Genomic DNA, 26137 nt, shown 5'->3' with positions numbered 1-26137 from the left:
GCAGGCGCTTTGTAAAAAACTCTTGTCCTCCGGTGGGAAATTTCGCACACCCGAAAAGTGAGCCGAAAAGGATAAAAAGAGCGCATAAAAGCCGAGTCATAGGGATCCGGTACGAATTATCCATCTTATATGACGTGAGAATACATGCATTCGGGTATACTTTAGATCAAATTACCGGAAAGAAACGTTAATCCCATATAAGGAGACTTCTCACTCGTGGCTCTTTATCCAAAACGACAACTCCTCGATAAATTCGATAACAAATTCGTGCTCGTCAACCTCGCGGCGAAGCGCGCGACTCAACTTTATAAAGATAAGGCTCCCATTCTGGTCGAAGCCTCCCCTGATGAACACCCGCTCACCATTGCATTGGAAGAAATAGCGACACAGGCTGTCATACCGGTCTTTGCTGAAGAGGCCCCGACTCTTGTAGGGAAGGCAGAAAGGCGAGAAGTGCTCGAATTACCCGGCGCCGACCACATCGATGCTCTTATTTCTGAACTTTTAGGGGAGACCGAAGAGCAATCCGAAGTCGAGATTGAAGCGGAAACTTTTCAAGAACTCTCTCACCCGATGGAAACTCCCGAGTTAGAACTCGAAGCATTGCGGGAAGATAGCGAAAGCGCAAATTTCTCTATTTCCGAATTAGCGCTCGAGGAAGAAGAGATGAAAATGGAAGAGGAGGAGTTTTTAGAGAGCGAAAGCCTGGAAGAGTCTGAAGAATAAAATCCACCTATGCCGGAAAAGGACTATTACGCCCTATTAGGCGTACCTCGAGACGCCTCTCCCGACGAAATCAAGGCTGCTTTTAGAAGACTCGCAAGGAAGTATCACCCGGACGTAAACCGGGATGACCCTAATGCGGAGGAGAAATTCAAGCAGATCGGGGAGGCGTACGCGGTTCTGAGTGACCCGTCGAAACGCACCCAATACGACCGTTACGGGGTCGTTTCAGATGGAATGGCGGGGGGATTCGATTTTACTGGGAGCATCTCCGAGATTTTCGAGATGTTTTTTGGAGCCACTGCAGGAGCACGCAAAGGTACACGCGCGCGGGATGGCAGGGACCTTCAAGTAGACGTTTTAGTTACCCTGAAGGAAGTCGTTACCGGGACTTCTAAAATCCTCGATTTGCAAAGAATGGAAACCTGCACCGAATGTAACGGAACAGGGGCAGCGAAAGGAGCACAACCCATAGCGTGTAGAGATTGCGGCGGTACAGGGGTCGTCATGCACATAACGAACACTTTGATGGGGCAAATTCGCCGAGCAATGACATGTCCGCATTGTTCAGGACAAGGAGAGATAATCGAAGAAAAATGCAAGCGATGCAAAGGGAAAATGTTGGAAAAGCGTCATGCACGTGTCGAGGTGGAAATCCCTCCTGGTGTGGATAACGGGACATTACTGCATCTTCCTTATCAAGGCGACGATGGCTTGTACGGAGGACGTCCAGGCGATTTGTATGTTGCGGTGCGTGTCAAAGACGACCCGAGATTCATTCGTGACGAAAGAGGCTTGCTTACTTATGTCGAGGTTACGTTTCCACAAGCGGCACTGGGAACGACACTGAAAATTGATGGCATAGACGAAGAACTGGAATTGAAAATTCCTCCGGGAACACAGCCTTCACAAGAATTTCGACTTCAAGGAAAAGGATTGCCAAAAATCGGCAGCAAAGAGAGGGGGGACCTTCGCGTTCGAGTTATCGTGAACGTTCCGAAGAAACTTACTGAAGAACAGAAAAGACTATTAGAAGAATTTCAAAAATCGCTCGAAGGTCAAGCTCGAGAAGAATCGAGTAGTTTTTTGCATACGCTCAAAGAGTCTTTTAAAAAACGGGGATAGGCTTGCCGCGTTTTTGGATTTGCGTAAAGGGGGAATTCAAGCGAGTTCCGCAAGAATGGTCGTTGATTCACGAGATTTTTCGTAAATATGGTTGTAATGGCACTTTGGAAGAAGAAAATCCTCCAGCGATGACGGGTTATCTTCTCGAAGAAGAAAATGTGAATGAGAAAATTGCGGATTTAGGCAGAGAATTATTGGACAACGGAGCGAAAGCGGTTCATTTTTCTCGTATCGCCGAAGAGGATTGGGCAGAAGCATGGAAAGAATTTTTCAAGCCACGTGAACTCGGGAAAAAGTTTTTCATAGTGCCGAGTTGGGAAGAGACAATAGAAATTCCCGAAGGGCGCAAGAAAATCGTCCTCGACCCGGGACAAGCATTCGGAACAGGTGAGCACGATACGACACGTTTGTGTTTGGAATTCATGGAAGAGATCGTAAATCCGGGAGATGTCGTTTGCGATATAGGTACGGGCAGTGGAATACTCGCGATCGCGGCATCGTTACTGGGAGCAGGGAAGGTGTATGCAACTGAAAAGGATGGGGTTGCATATCTTGCGGCAAAAGAAAATTTCTTAAGAAATGGAGCTGACGTCGAACTTTTTCAAACAGACAGCATCCCTGATGAAATTCCCACGTGCAATGTGATTGTTTCGAATTTATATTCTGAATTATTGATAAGTTTTGCACCGAAAGTCGCCTCGAAACTCGTCGCGAATGGTTATTGGATAATTTCCGGAGTTATCGCGGATTCGTGGGGAAAGGTCGAGCAGGCGATAACGGCTGAGAACATGCGATTGGTTGACAAAAGAGAACGAGAAGGGTGGATTGCTGCGCTATTTCAAAAATCAAATTGAGATTTTCTTTTCCGCTGTTAGGGCTATTTTATAGTTTGGAACGGGAGAGTTATGCCTCACAGCTCCTGCTATTGAGGCTTTTGATTTTTTGTGCCTTTCGTTCCCCTTGCTTATGCCAGGGGACTAGGATTGCGGTGGAAAAATGCGTTCCCAAACAGAGTTTGGGAACGAGAAAGTGTCGCTATATCCATGCGTTTCCTTGTAGGAGCGCCGTAAGGCGCGATGTATAAGGCGCGATTTCGAATCGAGTGGCGGTAAACTGCGTTCCCAAACAGAGTTTGGAAACGAGAAAAAAAGAGGCTTAGAAACTATTAACCACCGTGCATGGGTTTTGCGCCAGGTGGGGGTCCGTTTTTGTATTTCTCGCTATCTTTTTCGAAGGTGGGTTTACAACTTTCGCAACAGAAATAATAGCGTTTGCCTTCGTAATCCACGTAAGAAGAAGCCGTATAGGTCGAAGCCTTGTCTTTCGTGGCGATGGTTTCTCCTGAAACGGGGCAAATGATGTCCCCATTAGCATTCGTGAAGGCAACGGTTTGCGTTGTAGGTGCGGTCGAACTCGTTTCATCGGTTTTTGGAGCCGTTGTGTCCGTTTTCTCTTCTGTCGTTTGCTCCTGTCCGCCACAACCGAACAGAAACGCAGAATACGCAATGGACAAAGCGACCCCGAAGCCTAAGAACGAACGAAAAGACTTGCTAATCATGGCTTCGAATATACCCCAGACTCTCCGATCTAAAGGTTCTGGCGATTTCCTCGAAGTTCTTCCTGCGGAATATCAACGCTAATCAGTAGAATAAACAGCATGGCTGAAGAAGAAATTGGTATTGGGGTTATAGGTTTCGGTGGGTTTGCGATGTTTGCCGTACAGCAGTTTCTGCAAGTTCCGGGCGTTCGCTTGAAGGGGATGGCAGGCACGCATCGTGAGGCTGCGTATCGCGCCGCGGAGCGTTACGGAGTAACCATAGAAGAAGTCGAGACCATGCTCGCTCGAGAAGATGTGAATTTGGTTTACATCGCAACTCCACCTTTTCTTCATTATCCGCAGGGGATGCAAGCATTGCAGGCTGGCAAACATGTCATCGTCGAAAAACCGATTGCGCTCACCTTAGAGCAGGCGAAAGAAATGGCGTCTTTGGCGAGAGAAAAAAATTTATTGCTCGTAGTCAATCTCATGCAGCGGTATAACCCGCTTTATGACGCTATGAAGCGCCTCATCGAAGAAAAACCTTTGGGAGAACTGCTTCATGCGTATTTCGAAAATTATGCAACGGATGAAGGGTTGCCGCGTGAGCATTGGTTTTGGGATAAGGAGAAAAGCGGCGGGATTTTTATCGAGCATGGAGTGCATTTTTTCGATATGTTCGAAGGTTGGTTAGGTGGGGGGGATATTGTTTGCGCACAAAGTACATTGCGTCCGGGGACGAAAATCGAAGAACAAGTACAGTGTACAGCGCGTTACCGCGACGGAATTACTGTAAATATTTATCACGGATTTCATCAGCCGGAGAGAATGGACAGGCAGGAAATGCGATTCCTTTTCGAGAGGGGAGATGTAACGCTCTTCGAATGGGTGCCGACTCGGTTGCGAATGCATGCAATAGCAGGGGAGAAAGATATGCGGACGGTCTGCGAAATCTTTCCGGGGGGGCGCGTAAACGTCCTGCAGTTGTATCATGGAAAGGACCGCGTTTGCTCCGGAAGGCATAAAGCGATGGACGTGTATCAAAAATTCGAATACTTTTGGGGGGATGAGAATGTGAAAATGACGATTTATGGAGATTTGCTGCGTTCTATGTTACTCGACCAACTTGCATGGTTGGAAGATCGGAGTCATCGGCGAAAGATCACGGAAGAGAACGGAATTCGGTCTTTGGAAATGGCTATAAAGGCAAAAATGCGTTCCCAAACAGAGTTCGGGAATGAGTGAAAACAGTAGGAGCGCCGTAAGGCGCGATTCGAAGTGATATTCATGTCTCAACAGCTCTCGCTGTTGAGGCTTTACGCTTTTTATCTGACTTTTTGAGAGTTTTTGAATGCCTCAACAGCTCATGCTGTTGAGGCTTTAGGCTTTTTATCTGACTTTTAATTTCCTAAAGGAAAGAGTTTTGATGCCTCAACAGCTCCTGCTGTTGAGGCTTTAGGCTTTTTATCTGACTTTTGATTTCCTAAAGGAAAGAGTTTTGATGCCTCAACAGCTCCTGCTGTTGAGGCTTTACGCTTTCTTTATGTCTCTACGGGAAAAAGTCCAAAATCTGCATCCACGCTTCCTTCTTCGTATCTCCTTGCGCTCGAGTACGGATATAAATGTGCTTCAGAAACAAGCCCTCGCCGCACAGGATTCTCATGAATGTAGCGAAGTTTTTGCCAAAAGATTTTTTCCGAGTCGATTGGTACACTTCGAAAACTCCGTTGCCAAAAAAACCGTTGGTTCAATCCACGCTGTGCATTGAAGCGCGAAGTTTCTGTTTCGTCAAGAAGAGGGATAATCTTCTTTGCAGAATACGATTTGAAGCGTTTCATAAATTCAGAAGCATTCAGATTGTTTGGCAATCGCGTTATAAAGTGGATATGTTCTGGCATGATTACGTATGCGAAGAGTGGAGCGTTGTAATGTTGATGGATTTCTGCAATTAGGTCCTGCATTCGAAGTGCTATTCGTACATTTTCGAATAGGGGAACGAAATTGAGTAATGCAGTTGTGAAAAATACCGTTTGTCCAGGTTCGGCTAAGTTTTTATAATGTCTGTATCTTGCCATCGAATATAGTTCTTTGAATATGAAGCAAGCGGTTTTGTAGCCTCAACTGCAGGAGCAGTTGAGGCATGGGATAATGTCTATATCTTGCCATCGAATATAGTTCTTTGAATATGAAGCAAGCGGTTTTATAGCCTCAACTGCAGGAGCAGTTGAGGCATAGGAAAAGTGCGTGTATTTTTTAAAATCACTGCCCCCAGACTTGCCACTGCACGAAGTCGGTGGCGGTCATCCAGTTGGCAGGGACGAAGCCTGTTTTCGTCCACACGATGCGCGCATGCACTTCACCCGTTTGCGGATGAACGAAGCGAGATGGATTCGTGGAAATCGTGACCTGAGCAGTCGAGTCAGTATAGGTAGCGGTTCTCGAATCTACTTCCTCGAAGGTGCCTGTTTGATAGTTTTTGAAGAGAATCTTCTGATTCGCCCCCCCTTCCGAAGAAGCGCTTTCTAGAATAAACATTAATTGCGTAACCGAACTCCCTTCGAAATGGCTCTTCACATCAAGCATGATTTGCACGCCTGTGACACCTTTGCTGCGCGGGCGTTTGATGAACAACTTATTATCGTCGCTTAGGAGTAGGTCATCAAGCCCCCCCTGTACGAGTTCGCCGCGTACGATAAGAAACTCTTCAGGTTCAAGTAAAACCCCGCCGATTGGAGCCTTCGCAATCCAGGCTTCATGGTAACCTGATGGATTCCACCCATGACCTACTACGATTGCGTAGCCCTTATATACGGTAACGTCGGTAGCAAACTCCAATACCCAACCGGGGGGGATGGAAACTCCATTTGCTGTGAGCCAATCCGCAACTTTTTGCATTCCGTGCTGGGAATCCCAGATAAATGCTTCATAGCCATTCGCTGAACTACTATAGCCAACCGCAACAAAACTGTCTCCAGATACACTCAATGCATAACTATAGAAGTCACCACCGAGGAGGTCTCCTAATCCTACCATTCCAGTTGATTCTGTCCAGCGGAAAGCTTCATAGCCATTTGCAGAGGAACCAAAGCCAACTGCAACGGAGCTATCTCCGGATATACCCAACGCAACGCTATTAAAAGAACCACCGGGGAGGTCTCCTAGGCCTACCATTCCGGTTGCTTCAGTCCATCGGAAAGCTTCCGTGCCATTTACTGAACTTCCAGTGCCTACTACAACAGACCCGTCTCCAGACACGCCGTATGCAAGACTATCCAAAGAACCACCGGGGAGGTCTCCTAAGCCTACCATTCCGGTTGCTTCTGTCCACCGGAAAGATTCAAATCCTTTAGATGAAACACTGTAGCCAACTACAGCAGAGCCATCTCCGGATACATCGAATGCCTCGCTAAGAAAATAACCACCCGGGAGGCCTCCCAGGCCAGACATGCCCCCCATCCATGTCCAACGGAAAGCTTCAGATCCATTCGCTGAGCTTCCAGTGCCAACTACAACAGATCCGTCTTCAGATACACTCAGCGCATAACTAGAGAAATCGCCACCAGGTAGGTCTCCTAAGCCTACCATTCCAGTTGATTCTGTCCAGCGGAAAGCTTCCGTGCCATTCGCTGATTTGCCACTGCCGACTACAACAGAGCCGTCTCCGGAAACGCCGAATGCATTGCTATAGAAATCACCTCCAGGAAGGTCCCCGAGACCTTTGAAAAAAGACTGGGCGAAGGAGCAAGCAGGAGTGAACTGTACATAAGCCGCAATTGACCCGAGGGTAATCGCATGAAAAGCACAAATCCTTGAAAATAAACTACTTTTCATTTTATAAATCCTCCTTTTAGCATCCCTTTGTCGCTGTCAGCGAGCCAACTGCAAAGATGAATAGGCAGCGCTTCTGGCAGGAAGATTAAATAGATTGTATAGCGAATTTTGTACAAATCGCCTGAAATGATGAAAAAATATGAAAAATTAACAAGAGTAAAGAAGGAGAGGTTATCGATTACGGCAACATTACACTCGAGCCATCCCCTAAAACTAACTGGAGTGACTTCGGTTTTCCATCCGAACGCGCGACGCGAACCCCCCTACCAATAAGGCAGCCTGCTAAACGGACAGGGATATTCTCGATACAGCACCCCTCCATGACGATGCTGTATTCGATTTCGGAATGAGAAACGCGCGTGTCTTTCGCAATGCTCGTGTAGGGTCCTATGAAAGATTCTTCCAGAACTGCATTTTCGCCGATAATCGCAGGACCGCGAATGGAACTGCGAACGACTTTCGCCCCCCCTTCTACGATGACCGTGCCTTCTAACTTCGAATCTATAATCTCGCCCTCTACCTTTCCTTGCATGGATTCCAAAATTAATCGGTTCGCTTCCAGAATCGCTTCCACTGTCCCCGTGTCTTTCCACCATCCCGTAACGACATGATATCGAACGTCTTTTCCCCAGTCTATGAGCGTTTGTATCGCATCCGTTATTTCGTATTCGCCACGAAAAGATGGTTTCAAAGTGTCTATCGCATCGAATACGCACGGCGTAAAAAGATACACCCCTACGAGAGCGTAATCGGAAGTGGGGTTTTTCGGTTTCTCTTCCAAACGAACGACTTTGCCGTTTTCCAAATACGCAACGCCGAATTCCGAAGGGTTGGGAACGCGCGAAAGAAGTATCGAAGCATCGGCATTGCACGATTCGAACTCGCGCACGAATTCCGAAACGCCACCCTTGATGAGATTGTCCCCTAAATAAACGATGAATTTGTCTCCATCGAGATAGTCTTGCGCTGTCTTTACGGCATGCGCCAATCCCAATGGTGCGTATTGTGGAATGTACGTGAATTTCGCCCCCCAGCGCGAACCGTCGCCGAGCGCTTCTTCGATTTCTGAGGCGGAATCACCGACGATAATGCCAATCTCTTTTATTCCGGCTTCACACAAGGATTCGATACCGAATTCGATGACCGGTTTGTTCGCAATCGGCACTAATTGCTTGGCGATGCTGTGAGTAATCGGGCGGAGGCGCGTACCCTTCCCACCGGCGAGGATAAGCCCTTTCATTTCAATGATTTACCCATTTTGTGAACGTTTTAGAAAGGACGGTAGACTGAAAAGCAAATTTCATGGCAAAGCCGACTATTTTAGCCGTATGCGGGACACGTCCGGATGCAATCAAAATGGCTCCGGTCGTCCTTTCGATGCGGGAATACGACGATTGGAATGTGCGCTTCGTCGCTTCGGGGCAACATCGCGAAATTCTTCGGCAAGCATTGGATTTTTTCGGTTTAGAACCTGATAGAGATTATGCGCTCATGCAGGAGAAGCAGACATTAAATTACATTACCGTCTCTGCATTGAACGCTATGGAAAGCGCGATTTTCGATTATAAACCTGATTTGGTCATCGCGCAGGGAGATACGACAACGACTTTATGCGCTGCAATCCAAGCCTTTTATCACACGATTCCTTTTGCCCACGTAGAGGCAGGACTGCGCACTCCGACGATTCACAGCCCATTTCCAGAAGAATTCAATCGCCGAACGACGTCGCTGATAACGGAGTTACATTTCGCCCCGACTCGAAAAGCGGCAGAGAATCTGCTTCGAGAAGGTGTTCCGGAATCGCGCGTTTTTATTACGGGAAATACTTCTATAGATGCTGTTCTCGCAGTTGCTAACAAATTGACGGAATGGAAGCCTTTCACTGAAGGGAGAATGTTATTGGTAACGACCCATCGCAGAGAGAACTGGGGTGAGCCGCAGAGAAGAATATGCCGTGCGATCGTGGAGGTTTTGAAACGTTTTCAGGACTGCTATGCGGTTGTTCCTATGCACCCGAATCAAACGGTGCGAGAGGTTCTGCGTGAGTGTTTTTCCGATTGCGAACGAGTGTTCCTCATCGAGCCACCGGATTATCCGGGGTTCGTGCAATTAATGAAAAATGCATATTTGATTTTGAGTGATTCGGGGGGGGTGCAAGAAGAAGCGCCTTCCTTGGGAAAGCCGGTTTTGGTTTTGCGAGAGGAGACGGAACGGCCTGAGGGTATCGAAGCGGGAGCGGCGATTTTGGTGGGGACTTCGGAAAAAACTATCCTCGAAGAAGCGTCTCGATTGCTTTCCTCCGGAGAGGATTATCGCAGGATGGCTCAGACGAGAAATCCTTACGGTGACGGTCTTAGCGCAAAACGAATCGTGAACGAAATTCGGCGTTATTTCGGATTATCGTTTACGGAGATCCCCCCCTTCGCGGATGTATTGACTCGGCAAGGGAAGGGAATGAGTGCAGGCTAAAGCCTTCGTATTTGCTGAATGCAAGAATTTTATCGCGCCTTACGGCGCTCCTACAAAATTCAATCATTTTCTCGCTCCCAAACTCTGTTTGGGAACGCTATTTCTTCGAGAACTTACACATTCTCTACTCCCGCAGCGATACTGCGGGTTAGAATTTCTTTCAAGTCGAAAGAGCCGAGCGTAAGGGTTCGCGTCCCCGAACGAAGGTCAACGGATAATTCCACAGGTTCGATTTCGAAAACCAATGTTTGCGGCTTACCTGCGACGCGCAACTTCAGCAAATTCTCTTCATTTTCTGCGAAAAGAATCGAATCCACCGGGATTTGCCAACTTTTGAAACCATAACGGTAACGCAACCTTCCATTGCGCACAGTAATTTTCCCTTTCGATTGGACTTTAAAGCCATCTTCTGTTTCTTCCAAAAGCATCGCTTTGCTCGTCCATCGTAGAGTTTTATCTTTGTCATCCCAGAGAACATCACCATTCCATATTTCTCGTCGAATTGCGTGCTCGAATTCTTCTAAAAAAGCATTTTCTTCGTCTGTAGTGGGCAAATTTCGCGCAATGCGGTGCCAATCTTCCAGCGGAAGTGCTTTATTGATGTGAAAACGCAGTGATGCATCGTTCGTATCTTTGAGACGTAGATAATCCCCATCGAAATCGAATTCCAAACCGCATTCTTTGCAAAGCAATCCTGGCATACCGCTGTTTTTTCCGACCGCAATCCATGGAACTTCTTCCAATGGGATACGTCGCCCCCCGTGTTTTTCGAAAAATTCGTTCGGGTCGTTTTCGACGTTCAACAACGTCAAAGAATCTTCGTCACGATAAAATTCTGCGCCGCAAGTTTTGCATATGCTATTTCCAGCATCCGTCGGTAAACCCAAAGCGACTCGTGCCCATTCTTCAGGAGTCAGCAAACGGTATTTTTCCATTACTCGGTGAACGTCTTCCTTTGCATACACTAAAAGAAGGCGTCCGTCTTCTCGGATATCCCATTGTGAATGACAAGATTCGCATTCTAAGCATCTTTCGGAGCGTCCGCTTATCGAACGCCATTTACTCTCCTCTATCTCCGCACCTTCTTGTATCAGCTCACTGGGCACTAATCCGAACTTTAAAAGTGCAAGATTGTTCTTGCCCCGCCTTTCGAAATGAGCATTACAATTATCGCAGTTCGATCGCTTAGAAATTAAAGAAATTTTTTGCAGGTGACCGAATTTGCAAAGAGGGCAATACGACAGTTGGGGAGCGTTTTTCACCATATGCAGGATGCCGGTTCGGCAAACGGCACAACGAGATGAGTCCAAATCACGGAAAACGATTCTGCCAACGTGGCACACAGGGCATACGTTGGGCTTGATGGGTTTTACTTCTTCTAATTCCCCCCCACAGGAAGGACAACTCTTGAAAGGAATACGCAATTTTTTGAGTTCGACTAACTTCGCATCCATGACATCCACTTCGGAAATGGATACGACTGCGTGCTGCGAGGGGGGCTGTTCTATGCTTTCTGACGGGAAAAGAGGAGAAAGCAATGCGAGAAAATCTTCTGCAGATTGAGGTCTTTTCGAAGCATGCACTTCGAGCGATTTCGTAATTGCTAATTCCAGCGCGTATGGAATTTCTTCTCGCAATGCGCGAGGGGGGGGCAACGGCACTCCGTTGAGACGCTCCAAAGCGGATGCGGGCTTTTTTCCGACCAGCATCTCATAACCCGTAGCGGCGAGTGAATATAAATCGCTAGCAGGTCCTCTTCTGCCGCGTTCTGCGAGTTGTTCTATAGGCGCATAACCGGGTGTAAAAAGTATCGTGTGCTTTACGGTTGCATCGGCATGCCATTCCCTCGCTGCTCCGAAATCAATGAGGGTTACATTATCGTTCGCATCTACGAGAATGTTCGAAGGTTTGATGTCTCGATGCAAGAAACCGGCTGAATGCACATCACGCAAGACTTTTGCTGCGTTTCTTAGAATCGTCGTCACTTGTTGAATCGGAAGAATTCCGTGTTTTCGCAGTACATCCGATAACGGCTCTGCGTTGGGAAGAAATTCCATGACGATGTATGCAGTCCCGTTTCCCTGGAAAGCGTCTTTTATAGCGACAACCCCCGGAATGCGAAGACGGGCCAATAGGCGCGCTTCATCGAGGAATCTTCGAATCATCATAAGAACTTCATCACCATCGTAGGGGAAAGAAAGCGACCCATCTTGGTTTCTCGCGCAGCCCTGAGGTGCTAACTCTTTGACAATCACTTCACTGTGCGTAAGATTATCGAAAGCCTTGTATGTGAAAGAAAAACCTCCTCTGCCCAATAGACCGAGTATTTCGTAACGATTCTTCAATACAGCCGAAGTAGGTAGTTCCGAACTCACGAGAGGTTTCCTGTTACAATATCCTTGTTACAATATCACAGACGAGATTATGGAGAACCTTATTGCAAACGCACGTTTCGAAAAGGGATTGAGAGGATGGGATTCGACACCTGCAGGTGTAACTTTGGTCAACACAGGTAGGAAGCGTTTCGTAATGCTTGCGGGCGAACGTTCGAGCGCGGCAATCTGCAGCGACCCAATCGAGGTAAATCCGGGCGGAACGTATGTCGTAGAAATCGAACGAACAATTCGAGGGGATTGCGACATTTCGATTCTCGGAAGAAATTCGCTGATCAAGCCAGACGAGAATCACGAGGTGGTCGTTAGTGAATCTCCCATACGTTTGCAACTCACCGTGAAGCCAGGTCAGCGCGTGGGAATCGGCTCGGTTTCGCTGCTTCCTGTCGGTCCGAGGGTCAAACTGTTCAACGTGCGTTCCACTTCAGCGTTCATCAAGCCAGGAGAGCCGTTTCTCGTTCTTTGTGAAATCCTAAACAATGGCTCGGAGATTTTGGAAGGTGCTGTGGCAAGGTTTATTTCGGAGCACCACGAACTATCGGAAGATAGTCGAATGGAAATCCTCTTACCGCCTCTAAATGTCGGAGAGAGGGGTGTTTTGCATTGGGCTGTCAACAAGCAAACGCGAGCCTTCGCACCATTCGAAGTCGAGGTAGAGCATCGTGGAGGTGTCACAAGAACAAGAGGGGGAACTCTTCGGCATGTGCCTCATCCGCCAGAGCGCATAACTCCTCAGAGCGTTTCTGGGACGCGCAGGTGGTTTAGCGTATCCACCCGAGGTTTACGAGTTACCGCGCATGAAACGGACTATGCATTCGGTCCTACGCACATAGGCGATGATTCCGGAAGGATCAGTTTCGGCGTGCTTCATCATTTCGGGCAAATTACTTTCGATGACCGTCCTCCAATACCTTTGTGGGCGGAAGTCCGCTCCGTGAATCCGTCGGGAGTAGTTTTGAAGGGGGATTCTTCCGAAGCGAAATGGGAAATCGGGATTCGTCCGGAACATGCATCGAAGGGAGTAGAGTTCGACATTCGGCTAAATGTCCTCAGGCGTCTCTCGAAAGCACGAATCGAATATGGTCCTTTTCAAACCCTGCTTCCGATGCATGAGGTGGAAATTACATCGAGGAAAGGATTACCGAATTCAGTTGCCGTTCTCGGTACATCGCAAGGGGAGGTTAACCTTGCCTGGTTCGGGGTCGGGGGAGCGGAATCAGTAACCCACATTTACCCAGAGTCCGGGTTGATGACGCTCGTTACAAAGCCGATGAACCTTTTACCGGGCACGGTTGTGCGCGTTCGCTCGATCCTCGTGCGCTTGGAACAATAAACAAGGTTTTTTGCGTAATGCTTTCCGATAGGGTAAAAAGAGGAGTACCCGAGGGACTCTGGACAAAAAAAACCATGCAAAAAACAAAACTTTTTTCGGCACTTTTCTTTTTTATTTTCATCGTTATTTTCATCTTGCCTGCGTTTGCAGACCCGACAGCAGAAGAGATTCTCAAAGAGATTCGTTTCCGCTCTATAGGTCCGGCATCTATGAGCGGCAGAATCGCTGATATAGACGTTGACCCGAAAAACCTCTGGACGGTATACGTCGCCACCGCATCGGGGGGGGTTTGGAAAACGACGAACAACGGGATTACCTGGCGCCCGATATTCGATGATGGTGGAAGCGGTTCGATTGGTGACGTTACGGTTTCTCTCGCTGACAATAACATCGTTTGGGTCGGCACCGGGGAAAACTCCAATCGCAATAGTGTAGGTTGGGGCGATGGCGTTTACAAATCTACGGATGGTGGAAAGACTTGGACGAATATGGGGCTGAAAGAAACAGAGCAAATTGCAAGAATCATCACGCATCCGAAAGATCCGAACATCGTTTGGGTTGCTGCAATCGGTCCTTTATGGTCTGCAAGCGAACATCGTGGCGTATTTATGACGGAAGACGGTGGAAAAACATGGACGAAAGTTTTGTACGTTGACGAAAACACCGGCGCGAGCGACCTCATCATTGACCCTAAAAATCCTAAAGTGCTTTACGCTGGCATGTACGAACGCAGGAGATTCCCCTGGACGTTCTATAGCGGAGGGAAAAATGGGGGGGTATTCAAAAGCACGGATGGAGGGAAGACCTGGAAAAAACTCACTAATGGTTTGCCGAAAGGAATGACAGGCAAAATCGGTTTGACGATTTTTCCCAAAAATCCCAAAATCGTGTATGCCGTAATCGAAGCAGAAAGAGGGGGGAAGCCCGAAGAAGACCAGAACGGCTTCTACCGAACCGATGACGCTGGCAAAACGTGGAAACGACTGGGATTGCACAGCACGCGGCCCTTTTACTATCACGAAATCTTAGTAGACCCAGAAGATGATAAGAGAATATATTCTTGTTCAACGAATTTGATGCTCTCGACAGATGGAGGGATGACATGGAATGCGGTACGAGCAGGTGTCCATCCCGATTGGCACGCCATTTGGATCAATCCTTCCGACCCGCGGCATATTTGGGCAGGAAACGACGGGGGGGTATTCGTCACTTACGACAAAGGCGAAACATGGAAACATATGTCGCAAATCGTCGCGGCGCAGTTTTATGCCATTACCGTAGATATGGCAGTTCCTTATCATGTATACGGAGGGCTTCAAGATAATGGAAGTTGGGGTGGTCCTTCCGTGTCACGCGAACGTGAAGGAATCGGAAATTATCATTGGTTCAACGTAGGAGGTGGGGACGGTTTTTACGTTCAAGTGGACTGGCTCGATAACGAAACGATATACAGCGAAAGTCAAAACGGCGGAATCTCGAGACGAAATAGACGAACGGGCGAAACTCGTTCCATACGTCCACGCGCTCCCGAAGGCGAGCAATACCGCTTCAACTGGAATTCACCGATTCACTTGAGCCCTCACAATCCCAGAATCGTTTGGTTTGGTGGAAACAAGCTTTTTAAAAGCATAGATAGAGGCGATAATTGGCGCGTAGCAAGCCCAGACTTGACGACGAACGACCCAGAAAAACTGAAACCTATGGGGGGGCTTACGCAAGAGAGAACAGGAGCAGAAACTCACTGTACAATTGTGACCATCGCAGAATCTCGACTCAAGCCAGGCGTCGTTTGGGTCGGAACGGATGATGGTTTGGTGCATGTCACCCAAAACGATGGGTACGAATGGACGAAAGTTTCGGATAGTATCCCCGATGTACCGCCCAATTCATGGTGCAGTCGCGTAGAGCCGAGTCGGTTCAAATTGGAGCGTTGCTATGTCACTTTCGATAACCATCGTCGAGGCGATTTCAAACCCTACGTTTTCGTAACGGAAGATTTCGGCAAAACATGGAAAAACATTTCCTCGAACCTTCCTGAAAATGGTTCGGTGTACGTCGTTCGTGAAGACCCGGTAAACGAGGACCTCCTTTACGTGGGGACGGAGTTCGCGTTATTCGTAAGTTTCGACAGGGGGGGTTCGTGGACGCGTTGGAAATCTGGATTGCCGACCGTTGCCATCCATGATATCGTGATTCATCCTCGCGAACGAGAAATCGTAATGGGAACACACGGAAGAGGGATTTTCATCGCACCTGTGGAAGGCTTGCAAATGCTCACTAAAGAAAATAGTTCGAAGAACTTTGTGCTTTTCGAACCTGTAACGACTCGGCGATGGGTCCCCTGGTCAGGCGCAGGTTACGGAGACGGTAGGGATGGCTATTATGGCGAGAACCCTCCGAGCGGCGCTCGAATCTTTTATTACTTGAAGGATGATGTCAAAGACCTGAAAGTGGAAGTACTTTCGATTACCGGCGAAGTCATCGGAACGATTCCGACCCCCCCCACTACAAAAGGTCTTCATGTCGTGCATTGGAATATGGTGACGGGTGGGGAAGGCAGAAGGAGAACCCTTGCAGAGCCAGGCGAATATGCGGTTCGATTGACAATCGGCTCGGAATCGCAAACTCAGCGTCTTGTAGTCGAGCCCGACCCTGTCACACAAGAAAAAAGATAGTCTTTTGTGACGAAGTGGGAAGAAATCGAGCCGACGAAAGAGCCAATCCTTCGATTCGCTGAGTTAGCCGACCCCATGGAGGACTCCCTCAACGATAAAATCTTTAGAGCACTTTTCGAAAAAACTGGAACAAGCGCTAAGTTCGTTTCTTTGCGTGTAGATGAAGAAGAGTTCGAAAATTGTGTTCGACATCTTGCGAAATGCGGCTTCAAAGGGGCGTTAGTAGGAAATCCGAATAAATCCTCCGCAGCGAGATTAGCAGAACAGTTTTATCAAGTGAAACATTCCTTGGGTATTGCTACCGCATTGACTTTCGAAGAAGAACACATATACGGAATGAATTTAGAAATCCCCGCATTTCTCGCCCCCATACAGGACGTTGCACCTGGAACGGCATTAGTGGTCGGTGCAGGGCAGGGGGGGCGTGTGGTTGCGATGGCGCTCGTATCGAAAGGTTGGCGAGTGAGGATATGGAATCGAAGCGCTTTAAAAGCAAGAGCAGTCGTGAATGCTTTGCGCGCCTTTTTGCGAACCCAGCCTGAATTTTCGTCGCGAAAAGTGGTCGAAATCCTTCCAGAACCCGACCCTACAGGTTGTTCGCTTATCGTGAACGCCACTTCGTTAGGGAGAAAGATCGGAGAACAACCACCAGTGTTGTGGCAAAACTGCATGCGCAACGTAATCGCTTATGATTTGGTGCACCGCAACGTTCGTACGGAATTTCTGCGTTCTGCGTATGACAGAGGTTTCCGAGTTATAGACGGAAGAGAGATGTTAGTCGAACATGCCGCGTTGGCATGGGAATGGTGGATGAACACACCTGCTCCTCGAGATGTAATGAGACGAGCCGCTGGGCTTTGACTTTATAATATCTAACTTATGTAGAATTTATGATTGAGTGGTAGCATACACGGTCTAGACATCAATTCATTCAAGCAGAAGGATTATTCAATGAATAGAACGGTTCATGAACATCTGCCTGCTATTCTCAACGGGGTTGCTGGTGTTGTCGTTCTTGCACTTAGCTTTTTGGTCGAGTTTCGTATGCCGTTGCCCAAAGATTTGGCCAAACTTTTAGGTCTGCTTCTCATTGGATTGGGGATGGGATTAGCGATATGGGCATCTGTCTATATCAAGAGCGCAATAATGGGAGAGGTAGAGCCACGTTTAAAAATATTGGTTCGACAAGGACCATATCGGTTCGTACGCCATCCAGTCTATCTTGGAATGACGATTGCCCTTATAGGAGCGACGGTCGCACTTAGAAGTTGGGCCGGATTAATCGGAGTCTTTGTCTTATTTCTGCCCAGCGTAATCTATCGGGCACAATTAGAGGATAAGGCACTACTTAGAAAGTTCGGTGATGAGTGGGCAAACTATGCTGCCCAAACGGGTTTCATTTTGCCATTCATCGGAAAAGTAAAGAGAAGTGATTTAATCTCCCCCTCTGCACGTATCTGATGAACTGTCAGCATTTTCGAATAAAGTCGATTGTGTAGTCGCAGTTTAAAAAAACTTATTTTATGCTCCACTGTGCTTCGTTCGAATCATTTCCTGTATGAGCGCATGGTCAACCATGACGAGTGCAGCCATGGCTTCCACCATAGGGACGGCTCTCGGTAAAACGCAAGGGTCATGACGACCACGACCTTTTAGAAGGATTTCTTCGCCTCGAGCGCTTACAGTTTGCTGGTCCCGCATTACAGTAGAAGTCGGTTTGAAGGCGACTCGAAAATAGATCGTTTCTCCATTCGTAATCCCCCCCTGCACTCCTCCACTGAAGTTCGTTCGCGTCCGAACACGCCCTTTTTCATCTACATAGAATTCGTCGTTGTGCTCGAGCCCTGTCAAATCCGTGCCACCGAATCCCGAGCCAATCTCGAAGCCTTTCGAGGCGGGAAGGCTCATCATGCCTTTTGCCAAATCCGCTTCGATTTTATCGAAAACCGGATCACCCCATCCGGGGGGGCATCCGCGTATCGCGCAGGTTACGACACCGCCTAAAGAATTTCCTTGCTTCCGAACGCTTTCGATTTCTGCAATCATCCGCTCCGCTACCATCGCATCCGGGCAACGAACTGGGTTCGATTCGACTTGCTCCAACGTAACCTTTTCCACATCGCAATCCGCAACGATTCGCCCCACCTTCGAAACCCATGCAACGATTTCGACCCCGTATCGCGTGCGAAGAATTTTCTTCGCTATCGCTCCTGCCGCAACTCTTCCGACGGTTTCTCTCGCGCTCGAGCGTCCCCCACCTTGCCAATTCCGAATGCCGTATTTCGCTTCGTAGGTGAAATCGGCATGGCTCGGACGATACGCCTTTTCCACTTCGCGATAGTCGTCAGGTCGTGCGTCTTCGTTCGGAACGAGGAGGCAGATAGGAGTTCCTATGGTTTTCCCTTGAAAAACACCGCTGAGGATGCGTACCGTGTCGGTTTCTTTTCTTTGTGAGACGATGCGGCTTTGCCCTGGGCGACGCCTGTCTAAGTCCGGCTGAATGTCTTCTTCGGAGAGATCGAGCAACGGTGGACATCCATCCACGACGCAGCCAACCGCACCTCCATGAGATTCGCCGAAGGTCGTAACGCGGAAAACCGTTCCGAACGTGTTACCCATACCTAAAGGTTATTGTGGCACGCAGGTTATGAAATCCCAAATTACTGCCTTATCGCGCCTCGCTCCTACAAAGGGGTTGCGTCTCACGGCGCTCCTACAAGAGAAGGATGGTATTCTCCTTATCTCCATGAAACTCCACGAGTACCAATCGCGCGCCCTTTTAGCGTCCTATTCAGTTCCCGTACCGAAGGGAGAGGTGACGAGTGACCCTGAGGAGGCTTTTAGAATCGCAGAAGCTTTCGGCGGTAAGGTAGTCGTCAAAGCTCAGGTTTTGATGGGGGGAAGGGGAAAGGCTGGTGGAATCGGGCTTTTCGAAGACGCTCGTAAGGCTTCCGAATTCACAGCAGGTCTCATTGGAAAGCGATTGGTATCTCCACAGAATCCCATCGGGATGATCGTAGAAAAGGTCCTGATTTCGGAAAAAGTAGAAATTGCAGAGGAGTATTATATCGCATTATTACTCGACCGTACCGAACAAAAAGACGTTTTAGTGTTGAGTGCGAGGGGGGGGATGGACATCGAGGACATCGCTGTAAAAGAGCCGGAAGCCATCATGAAAGTTCCCATCGATCCAAAATGGGGATTGTGGAATTACGAGATTCGTCATGCATTGAAAAAAGCAGGAATCAATATTAAGGCTCATTCGCAACTTGTTTCTTTGGCTGAAAACATATACAAAATGTATCGCGAAAAAGATTGCACGCTTATCGAGATCAACCCATGCGCTTTGACTCAGGATGGGAAAGTAGTTGCGGTGGACGCAAAAGTAACGATTGACGACAGCGCATTGTTTCGTCATCCGGAGTTTTCGCGAAGCGAGGAAAGCGCAGAAGATCCGATAGAAGCAGAAGCGGTTCGACGGGGCATCGCCTATGTGAAATTAGACGGAGAAATCGGAGTGATAGGAAACGGAGCCGGTCTCGTTATGCTTACTTTGGATGAAATCGCCAAAACGGGCAAGAAAGCGGCGAACTTTTTGGATGTGGGAGGGGGGGCGCAAGCAGAGCGCGTGAGAGATTGCGTAGAGTTAGTGCTGATGGACAAAGGCGTGAAAGTATTGCTCATCAATATCTTCGGAGGGATTACTCGAGGCGACGAAGTCGCAAAAGGGGTTGTTCAAGCGATTAAAGAACTGGGGGTAGAGATTCCGATTGTCGCACGGATCGAAGGAACGAATGCGGAAGAAGCACGTGCGATATTATCCGGCGCTAAAATTACTCCTGCCCGCTCCGTTCGGGAAGCGGCGGAGTATGCTGCGAAACTCGTAGAAGCGAGGTAAATAATTCATTGATAAATGTCTTAGGCTCGAACGAGGGAGGGATAATTTTTGGAGCGCCTTCGTCTCGAGAAATTCTCGTAAAAACGTCGGCGCTCCTGTTCGAAATTACTGTCCTCCACCACCATAAGAACCTTTATCTTTTACGCCTGCTTCACCCGACTGTCCGGGAGGTCCGGGAGGACCAGGTGCACCAGGTGCTCCGGGAGTACCGGGCGGGCCAGGCGGTCCTGGTTGACTCGGGGTAATGATTATTTCCTTCTCACGGGCAGGTGCATACCATGCAAAATATCCGACTACGAATGCGAGGATTACGACAACGACGATTACCAGCATCGAAATCGCAAAGATATTCGTAGTTTGTTCATTTTCACTGCTCATTAAATACACCTCCTTGCGGTGTTTGTTGGCTGTGTGCGATTGAAAAGCGTGCTGTGTTTATAAGAGTGAGGGCGTAACTTGTATCGTCTGACCTTCATCCAAGCCGGATTTTATTTCGATGTATTCACCATCGCTTAGACCTGTTTCCACGACTGTGGAAATCCATTGACCGTCTTTCAGAACTTTCACGATAGGTCTTCCTTGTTCGTCTTTATCCACAGCATCAACTGGTACTGCTAAAACGTTTTTAACTTCGCCTACTTTGACTAAAACTTTCGCATCCATTTCCGGTTTTACGAGACCGAGGTCGTTTTTGAAAGCGACGATGGCGATGTATTCGCGTTCTTCGATTAATCCTCCTATTTTCTTTTCGATATCCGTAGTGATGCGAATCATTTTTCCATCGAATTCCTTATCTGGAATGTCTTTTTCGAATGTTAGCTTGGCAGGGAAGTCGACTTTAATGGTGCTCAACTGTTTTGCACTCATCTTTGCATGCACTTGCAACGCTTCGAGGTTTACGATGACTGCAACAGGCTTGTCTTCGTCCTCGCCGACCATTTTGCCCGGGCGAGCATTAATTTCGAGTACCGTTCCGCTAATCGGTGAACGAATCATCGCGATTTTGCGTCCGGATTGCGCGTCGAGCAATGATTGCCTTGCCGATTCCAATTGTCGCTGATAAGGTGCGAGATAGGATGCATCGGAAAGTATCCATGCCAAGTCTTGTTCGGCTTGTATTCTGGCTTCGGTGTATAGTGGCAAGTTCGGGTCGTTCGAAGACCTTGCCGCCTCTTCTGCTGCGCGTGCATCGGAAACGCGTTTGTTCGCTTCTGCAATTTGCACAGAGCGCTGACGTTGCGATTGAGAGACGGCGTTTTCTGCACTCTGAACTGCTTGACGCGCTTGTTCGTAGTACGCTTGAGCACTTGCGTATTCGAGTTCGACCAACACATCTCCTTTAGAAACGACATCGCCTAAAGTCGTATAAACTTTTACGACGGGTGCTCTATAAGGAGCCATGACGATTGCATAATCGGTTGGGGGGGCTATCGCTTCGCCTGCAAGACTTTCATACGCAGTGATGTCTTGCCGGGAGACCTTTGACGGTTCGGGCTGCTGTTTTTGATAAGCCCAAACGACAGCCGCAATAACTACAATGAGAACTGCGAAAGCAGCTATCATCCATCCGACGGGAGATTTATTCTTGGGTTCTGTGACCATCCCACGCATTCCTGACACCTCACTATATGGGTTTTTCTTCCTATATACGCCTAATCCACAATCGCTGTTTCGCATATTAAGATATAGTTACGAAAACGCTCATCGAACGCCGTTCGAGAAGTAGAAATAAGAATGAAATACGATGTTTTTATCATAGGCACAGGACAAGCGGGAGTACCATTGGCGACTCGCTTAGTGAAGGTGGGGAAAAAGGTTGCAATAGCGGAATCGGGTTATCTCGGTGGTACATGCGTTAACACTGGATGCACACCTACGAAAACAATGATTGCAAGCGCAAAAGCAATGGATGTCGTTCGCAATGCATCGAGGCTCGGTGTTCGTGTGTCGAATTTACATATAGATTTTCCGTACGTTGTGAAAAGAAAAAACGAAATCGTTCGTCAATGGCGAGAAAGTGTGCGTGAGAAAATCGAAGATGCAGGAGAGAATCTGAGTTTGATAAAAGGAGAGGCGCGTTTCGTAGGACCGAAAGAAATCGAAGTGATTGAAAATCGCTATAAAGCAGATATCGTAATAATCAACACAGGAACGCGTCCTACGATTCCACCGATACGAGGAATAGAGTCAGTTCCATGGCATTATAACGACACGATTATGCAACTCGAGGAACTGCCTTCACGACTTTTGATTATCGGTGGGGGTTATATCGGGTGTGAATTCGCGCAGATGTTTCGCCGTTTCGGTTCGGAGGTCACGATTATCGAAATGGCGAACCATCTTTTAGCGACAGAAGATTCCGACATATCGGAGACGGTAGAACAAGTTTTTCGAAACGAAGGAATCGAATTGAACCTTGGGAAAAAAATCAGTGGAGTTGCTCAAAAGAACGGAAATATTCACATGGAGCTAGAGGATGGAATTCGCCTCGAAGGTTCTCATTTGCTTTGCGCGGCTGGTAGAACTCCGAATACGGATAAATTGAATTGCGAAGCAGCAGGAATCGAATTGGACGAACGAGGATATATCGTAGCCGATAACTTTTATCGGACTAGTGCGGATGGGGTCTATGCAGTCGGTGATGTTTTAGGACCTTTTCCTCAGTTCACACATTCCTCTTGGGATGACCACAGGCTGCTTTTCGATTTGCTTATGAATAAAGGAAATCGAGGCAGGTCAGACCGCGTAATACCCTTTACGGTGTTCACTGACCCACAAGTGGCGCGAGTAGGCAAAACGCAAAAAGAATTAGATAAAGAGGGAATTCAATACGAGATTGCAACGATGCCATTCGAAAATGTGGCTCGCGCAATCGAAATCGACGAGCCCGAAGGCATGATGAAAGTGCTTATTCAACCTGAATCGGAGGAATTATTAGGTGCGGCGATTGTCGGCGCTGAAGCGGGTGAACTCATTCATATTTTCGTTCCGCTTATGTATGCGCATGTTTCGATGCGTGCAATCGTTGAATCAGAATTCGTCCACCCTACATTCGCCGAAGGTGTGCAGTCGCTCGTAATGCGATTGCCGCGTTATAGCCTTTGATCACGCGGGTAGTCTTCGACCGAAGATGAACGAAAGAACGGCGAAGATCAAGAAAACGAAAAACAATATTTTTGCGATTTCTGCAGCCAACCCTGCGAGACCCCAGAAACCCAAAAAGGCGGCGACAAGCGCAACGACAAGAAAAACGAGCGCATAGTGTAACATTCATCACCTCTTAGAGAATTATTCGATGCAGATTCTATCTACGCCTCGAGGAGTCTATATATGACGGTGTCCCAATTCCTTATCGAAAATTTTCCAATTAAATCGCGCCTAACAGCGCTCCTATAAGAAATGATTTTTTTGTGCCTAAGAAATTACTTGTCTTCTATAACTCGTTCACTTGCTTTTATAGCAGCCTGAGCAGCAGCGAGACGAGCAATCGGCACTCGGAAAGGTGAACAACTCACGTAATCGAGACCTAACTCGTGACAAAACGCAATCGAAGCAGGGTCTCCTCCATGCTCTCCGCATATCCCTAATTTAATGACCGGATTCGTTTTCTTCGCATCTTCCACACACAATTTCATAAGAGCGCCTACGCCAGCTTTATCCAAGGTTTCGAATGGATTATCATTCAAGATTTTCAATTCGATGTATTTTCCGAGGAATTTTCCTTCGGCATCGTCTCTGCTGAAACCGAAAGTCGTTTGCGTCAAGTCGTTCGTTCCGAAACTGAAAAATTCAGCATATTGGGCGATTTCGTCTGCAGTGAGACATGCCCTGGGAATTTCTATCATCGTTCCGAATTTGTAGGGAATAGATTGTTCCGCTTCTTGCACGACTTCTGTTGCCACTTGCTCTAATTTTTCTCGAACGAATTTCAATTCGTTAACATGACCGACGAGAGGAATCATGATTTCCGGTTCTGCGTGAATTCCTCTTTTTTTGACTTTTATTGCGGCATTGAGAATCGCTCGAGTCTGCATTGCGACGATGCTCGGATAAAGAATCGAGAGTCTCACCCCACGCAAACCGAGCATCGGGTTCGCTTCTCGCATCGTTTCCACGATGTTAAGCAGTTTTTGTTTGTCTTCGAGGACTTGTTTTATTGCTTCTCCACCTAAAGTATTAAGGGCGAGACGCAACTCTACGACTTGCTTCAAGAGTTCATCGTAGGAGGGAAGAAATTCATGGAGGGGGGGGTCTAAGAGACGAATCGTAACAGGCTTCCCATCCATGACTTCGAAGATTCCTTCGAAGTCGCGCTGCTGCATCGTGAGCAATTTATCGAGGGCGAGTTCTCGTTCTTCTTCGGTTTCCGCAAGGATCATTTGCTGCATGATGGGCAGTCGGTCTCTTCCGAAGAACATATGTTCCGTGCGGCAAAGACCGATGCCTTCCGCACCGAATCGAAGCGCCGTTCGTGCGTCTCGAGGGTTGTCTGCATTCGCGCGCACTCCTAATCTTCGAAATTCGTCACACCAGGACATAAACTCTGCGAAATCGCCACTCACTTCCGGTTCGATTAATGGAAGTTTTTCGTTATAGAGTTCTCCCATTGTTCCGTCTACGGTAATCCATGCACCTTCTCGCACTACGATTCCATTCGCGGTAAATGTACGACTCACTTCGTCTACGTCTATCCCTTCACATCCAACGATACAGGGAATTCCGAATCCTCTTGCAACGACCGCGGCATGAGAAGTTTTTCCCCCCCGTGAGGTAACGATGGCTTGCGATGCGAGCATTCCGTGCACATCGTCGGGATTCGTTTCGCTCCGCACCAAAATCACTTTCTGTCCTTCATGGCCGAGTTCCGCAGCGCGGTCCGCATCGAAAACTGCTTTTCCCGTTGCAGCGCCCGGAGATGCAGGAATTCCTTTAGCGATAGGTTTGATTCCGTTCTCTGCAAGATAGGATTGGTCTATTCGAGGATGAAGAAGTTGGTCTAAATGTGAAGCGCTAATTCTCGCAATAGCATCCTCTTTAGAAATTAAAGACTCCTTCACCATGTCCACAGCGACTTTTACTGCTGCGGTTCCCGTTCTTTTTCCTACGCGACATTGCAAGATGTAAAGTTTGCCTCTCTCGACCGTAAACTCGATGTCCATCATATCGCGATAATGTCGTTCCAACTTATCGGCGATTTCTTCGAATTGTCTGTAAAGTTCTGGATGCTTCTTTTCTAATTCGCTAATCGGCATAGGGGTACGAATTCCAGCGACGACATCTTCCCCTTGCGCATTGCTCAAATAATCCCCATAAATGATTTTTTCACCCGTCGAAGGGTCTCTCGTGAAAGCGACGCCTGTTCCTGAATCCTCTCCCATATTCCCGAAAACCATCGCCTGCACAGTGCACGCCGTTCCGAGGTCGTCCGGAATTTTTTCTTGTCTTCGGTAAACGATTGCCCGCTCGTTATTCCAACTGCGGAACACGGCTTCGATTGCCATTTCCAATTGTTTCCATGGGTCTTGTGGAAATTCTTGCCCGGTTTCGTTTTTGATGAGTTTTAGATATTCGTTGCAAATGTATTGTAAATCTTCGACAGTGAGTTCCGTGTCCAATTTTATTTGTTTTTTCGCCTTGTATTCTGCGAGGATGCTCTCGGTGTGTTGTTTTGGGATTCCTAAAACGACATCTCCGAACATGACGAGCAAGCGGCGGTATGCATCCCATCCGGAACGCGGGTTGTTTGTTGCGCGTATGAAGCCTTCGAGTGTTTTTTCATTCAAACCCAAATTGAGAATCGTGTCCATCATTCCCGGCATACTGAATTTCGCGCCGGAACGAACGGAAACTAAAAGAGGACTCGAAGGATCGCCGAATTTTTTCCCGATTTGTTTTTCTATTTCCGAAATGCATTGCCGCACCTCGTCCATTAATCCATCAGGAAGCCTTCTGTTGTTCGCGTAGTATTCGCGACAAACTTCTGTCGTGATGGTGAATCCTGGTGGAACCGGAAGGCCAATATTAGCCATCTCTGCTAAATTTGCGCCTTTCCCCCCCAGTAAATCGCGCATATCGGCTGAACCTTCGTGGAAAAGATAAACACGTTTTTTCGTCGTTATGGTTTTTTCTGTTTCTTTCATTGCTTTAGAAAAG

21 protein-coding genes are annotated in these 26137 nt (G+C 47.8%); 11 read left to right on the top strand and 10 right to left on the bottom strand.

Annotated features, from left to right (window positions below):
- The first annotated feature begins 216 nt into the window (after nucleotides 1–216).
- The 3 genes from rpoZ to prmA are packed head-to-tail and all read left to right on the top strand — an operon-like array spanning nucleotide 217 to nucleotide 2702.
- Nucleotides 217–726: a DNA-directed RNA polymerase subunit omega gene (rpoZ, locus tag VNK96_07930; protein HWP31634.1), complete on the top strand. Its 510-nt coding sequence runs from the start codon at nucleotides 217–219 to the stop codon at nucleotides 724–726.
- Nucleotides 727–735: 9 nt separating this feature from the next.
- On the top strand, nucleotides 736–1848 hold the full coding sequence (dnaJ, locus tag VNK96_07925; GenBank protein HWP31633.1) for a molecular chaperone DnaJ: 1113 nt from the start codon (nucleotides 736–738) through the stop codon (nucleotides 1846–1848).
- A gap of 2 nt (nucleotides 1849–1850) precedes the next feature.
- Nucleotides 1851–2702: a 50S ribosomal protein L11 methyltransferase gene (prmA, locus tag VNK96_07920; GenBank protein ID HWP31632.1), complete on the top strand. Its 852-nt coding sequence runs from the start codon at nucleotides 1851–1853 to the stop codon at nucleotides 2700–2702.
- A 311-nt stretch (nucleotides 2703–3013) separates the two neighbouring features.
- Here the strand turns inward: prmA and VNK96_07915 are convergent, their stop codons facing one another.
- Nucleotides 3014–3406 (bottom strand): YHS domain-containing protein, encoded by a 393-nt coding sequence (locus VNK96_07915; protein HWP31631.1) that lies wholly within the window; start codon nucleotides 3404–3406, stop codon nucleotides 3014–3016.
- A gap of 99 nt (nucleotides 3407–3505) precedes the next feature.
- Between VNK96_07915 and VNK96_07910 the strand changes: the two genes are divergently transcribed.
- Nucleotides 3506–4630 (top strand): Gfo/Idh/MocA family oxidoreductase, encoded by a 1125-nt coding sequence (locus tag VNK96_07910; GenBank protein ID HWP31630.1) that lies wholly within the window; start codon nucleotides 3506–3508, stop codon nucleotides 4628–4630.
- Nucleotides 4631–4926: 296 nt separating this feature from the next.
- Here the strand turns inward: VNK96_07910 and VNK96_07905 are convergent, their stop codons facing one another.
- From VNK96_07905 to VNK96_07895, 3 genes are all read right to left on the bottom strand, one after another.
- Nucleotides 4927–5460: a transposase gene (locus VNK96_07905; protein HWP31629.1), complete on the bottom strand. Its 534-nt coding sequence runs from the start codon at nucleotides 5458–5460 to the stop codon at nucleotides 4927–4929.
- 184 nt (nucleotides 5461–5644) lie between these two features.
- Nucleotides 5645–7216 (bottom strand): hypothetical protein, encoded by a 1572-nt coding sequence (locus VNK96_07900; GenBank protein HWP31628.1) that lies wholly within the window; start codon nucleotides 7214–7216, stop codon nucleotides 5645–5647.
- A 178-nt stretch (nucleotides 7217–7394) separates the two neighbouring features.
- Nucleotides 7395–8456, bottom strand: a complete 1062-nt coding sequence (locus VNK96_07895; protein HWP31627.1) for a glucose-1-phosphate thymidylyltransferase — start codon at nucleotides 8454–8456, stop codon at nucleotides 7395–7397.
- A 62-nt stretch (nucleotides 8457–8518) separates the two neighbouring features.
- On the opposite strand from VNK96_07895, the gene wecB reads away from it, so the two are divergent.
- Nucleotides 8519–9685, top strand: a complete 1167-nt coding sequence (gene wecB, locus VNK96_07890; protein ID HWP31626.1) for a UDP-N-acetylglucosamine 2-epimerase (non-hydrolyzing) — start codon at nucleotides 8519–8521, stop codon at nucleotides 9683–9685.
- Between the two features lie 113 nt (nucleotides 9686–9798).
- Here the strand turns inward: wecB and VNK96_07885 are convergent, their stop codons facing one another.
- Nucleotides 9799–12060 carry a serine/threonine-protein kinase gene (locus VNK96_07885; GenBank protein HWP31625.1) on the bottom strand — a complete coding sequence of 754 codons (2262 nt, stop codon included), beginning with the start codon at nucleotides 12058–12060 and terminating at the stop codon, nucleotides 9799–9801.
- 49 nt (nucleotides 12061–12109) lie between these two features.
- Between VNK96_07885 and VNK96_07880 the strand changes: the two genes are divergently transcribed.
- From VNK96_07880 to VNK96_07865, 4 genes are all read left to right on the top strand, one after another.
- Nucleotides 12110–13411, top strand: a complete 1302-nt coding sequence (locus VNK96_07880; GenBank protein HWP31624.1) for a hypothetical protein — start codon at nucleotides 12110–12112, stop codon at nucleotides 13409–13411.
- A gap of 74 nt (nucleotides 13412–13485) precedes the next feature.
- Nucleotides 13486–16086: a hypothetical protein gene (locus tag VNK96_07875; protein ID HWP31623.1), complete on the top strand. Its 2601-nt coding sequence runs from the start codon at nucleotides 13486–13488 to the stop codon at nucleotides 16084–16086.
- A 6-nt stretch (nucleotides 16087–16092) separates the two neighbouring features.
- On the top strand, nucleotides 16093–16947 hold the full coding sequence (locus VNK96_07870) for a hypothetical protein (protein ID HWP31622.1): 855 nt from the start codon (nucleotides 16093–16095) through the stop codon (nucleotides 16945–16947).
- A 90-nt stretch (nucleotides 16948–17037) separates the two neighbouring features.
- Entirely contained in the window at nucleotides 17038–17547 is a 510-nt protein-coding gene (locus VNK96_07865) for an isoprenylcysteine carboxylmethyltransferase family protein (protein HWP31621.1), read from the top strand.
- A gap of 60 nt (nucleotides 17548–17607) precedes the next feature.
- On the opposite strand, the gene aroC is transcribed toward VNK96_07865, so the two are convergent.
- Entirely contained in the window at nucleotides 17608–18705 is a 1098-nt protein-coding gene (gene aroC, locus VNK96_07860; GenBank protein ID HWP31620.1) for a chorismate synthase, read from the bottom strand.
- Between the two features lie 127 nt (nucleotides 18706–18832).
- Here aroC and sucC point away from each other — a divergent pair, with 127 nt between their 5' ends.
- Nucleotides 18833–19984 carry an ADP-forming succinate--CoA ligase subunit beta gene (gene sucC / locus VNK96_07855; protein HWP31619.1) on the top strand — a complete coding sequence of 384 codons (1152 nt, stop codon included), beginning with the start codon at nucleotides 18833–18835 and terminating at the stop codon, nucleotides 19982–19984.
- A 105-nt stretch (nucleotides 19985–20089) separates the two neighbouring features.
- Here the strand turns inward: sucC and VNK96_07850 are convergent, their stop codons facing one another.
- A complete protein-coding gene (locus tag VNK96_07850) occupies nucleotides 20090–20362 on the bottom strand; it encodes a hypothetical protein (protein HWP31618.1) in 273 nt (90 codons plus the stop codon).
- 57 nt (nucleotides 20363–20419) lie between these two features.
- Complete coding sequence (locus VNK96_07845) at nucleotides 20420–21661, bottom strand: HlyD family efflux transporter periplasmic adaptor subunit (GenBank protein ID HWP31617.1); 1242 nt, start codon at nucleotides 21659–21661, stop codon at nucleotides 20420–20422.
- 57 nt (nucleotides 21662–21718) lie between these two features.
- Here VNK96_07845 and VNK96_07840 point away from each other — a divergent pair, with 57 nt between their 5' ends.
- The gene (locus tag VNK96_07840) at nucleotides 21719–23089 is read left to right on the top strand and encodes a mercuric reductase (protein HWP31616.1); all 1371 of its coding nucleotides are present in this window, start codon (nucleotides 21719–21721) and stop codon (nucleotides 23087–23089) included.
- Here VNK96_07840 and VNK96_07835 read toward each other — a convergent pair whose 3' ends face one another.
- Both VNK96_07835 and ppdK read right to left on the bottom strand, forming a co-directional pair.
- Nucleotides 23090–23254 carry a DUF1328 domain-containing protein gene (locus tag VNK96_07835; protein HWP31615.1) on the bottom strand — a complete coding sequence of 55 codons (165 nt, stop codon included), beginning with the start codon at nucleotides 23252–23254 and terminating at the stop codon, nucleotides 23090–23092.
- 152 nt (nucleotides 23255–23406) lie between these two features.
- Entirely contained in the window at nucleotides 23407–26124 is a 2718-nt protein-coding gene (gene ppdK / locus VNK96_07830) for a pyruvate, phosphate dikinase (protein ID HWP31614.1), read from the bottom strand.
- Nucleotides 26125–26137 lie beyond the last annotated feature (13 nt).

This window comes from Fimbriimonadales bacterium (assembly GCA_035559795.1).
In the GTDB taxonomy this organism is placed as follows: Bacteria; Armatimonadota; Fimbriimonadia; order Fimbriimonadales; family ATM1; genus DATMAR01.
The sequence above is the reverse complement of the archived record's forward strand: the minus strand, read 5'-3'. Positions and strand labels throughout refer to the sequence as shown.

Excerpts from the sequence above, each read along its gene's own strand:
- dnaJ (HWP31633.1), top strand. The coding sequence starts at position 736 with ATGCCGGAAAAGGACTATTACGCCCTATTAGGCGTACCTCGAGACGCC.
- VNK96_07915 (HWP31631.1), bottom strand. The coding sequence starts at position 3,406 with ATGATTAGCAAGTCTTTTCGTTCGTTCTTAGGCTTCGGGGTCGCTTTG.
- VNK96_07910 (HWP31630.1), top strand. The coding sequence starts at position 3,506 with ATGGCTGAAGAAGAAATTGGTATTGGGGTTATAGGTTTCGGTGGGTTT.
- VNK96_07905 (HWP31629.1), bottom strand. The coding sequence starts at position 5,460 with ATGGCAAGATACAGACATTATAAAAACTTAGCCGAACCTGGACAAACG.
- VNK96_07900 (HWP31628.1), bottom strand. The coding sequence starts at position 7,216 with ATGAAAAGTAGTTTATTTTCAAGGATTTGTGCTTTTCATGCGATTACC.
- VNK96_07895 (HWP31627.1), bottom strand. The coding sequence starts at position 8,456 with ATGAAAGGGCTTATCCTCGCCGGTGGGAAGGGTACGCGCCTCCGCCCG.
- wecB (HWP31626.1), top strand. The coding sequence starts at position 8,519 with ATGGCAAAGCCGACTATTTTAGCCGTATGCGGGACACGTCCGGATGCA.
- VNK96_07880 (HWP31624.1), top strand. The coding sequence starts at position 12,110 with ATGGAGAACCTTATTGCAAACGCACGTTTCGAAAAGGGATTGAGAGGA.
- VNK96_07875 (HWP31623.1), top strand. The coding sequence starts at position 13,486 with ATGCAAAAAACAAAACTTTTTTCGGCACTTTTCTTTTTTATTTTCATC.
- VNK96_07865 (HWP31621.1), top strand. The coding sequence starts at position 17,038 with ATGAATAGAACGGTTCATGAACATCTGCCTGCTATTCTCAACGGGGTT.
- aroC (HWP31620.1), bottom strand. The coding sequence starts at position 18,705 with ATGGGTAACACGTTCGGAACGGTTTTCCGCGTTACGACCTTCGGCGAA.
- sucC (HWP31619.1), top strand. The coding sequence starts at position 18,833 with ATGAAACTCCACGAGTACCAATCGCGCGCCCTTTTAGCGTCCTATTCA.
- VNK96_07850 (HWP31618.1), bottom strand. The coding sequence starts at position 20,362 with ATGAGCAGTGAAAATGAACAAACTACGAATATCTTTGCGATTTCGATG.
- VNK96_07845 (HWP31617.1), bottom strand. The coding sequence starts at position 21,661 with ATGCGAAACAGCGATTGTGGATTAGGCGTATATAGGAAGAAAAACCCA.
- VNK96_07840 (HWP31616.1), top strand. The coding sequence starts at position 21,719 with ATGAAATACGATGTTTTTATCATAGGCACAGGACAAGCGGGAGTACCA.
- VNK96_07835 (HWP31615.1), bottom strand. The coding sequence starts at position 23,254 with ATGTTACACTATGCGCTCGTTTTTCTTGTCGTTGCGCTTGTCGCCGCC.
- ppdK (HWP31614.1), bottom strand. The coding sequence starts at position 26,124 with ATGAAAGAAACAGAAAAAACCATAACGACGAAAAAACGTGTTTATCTT.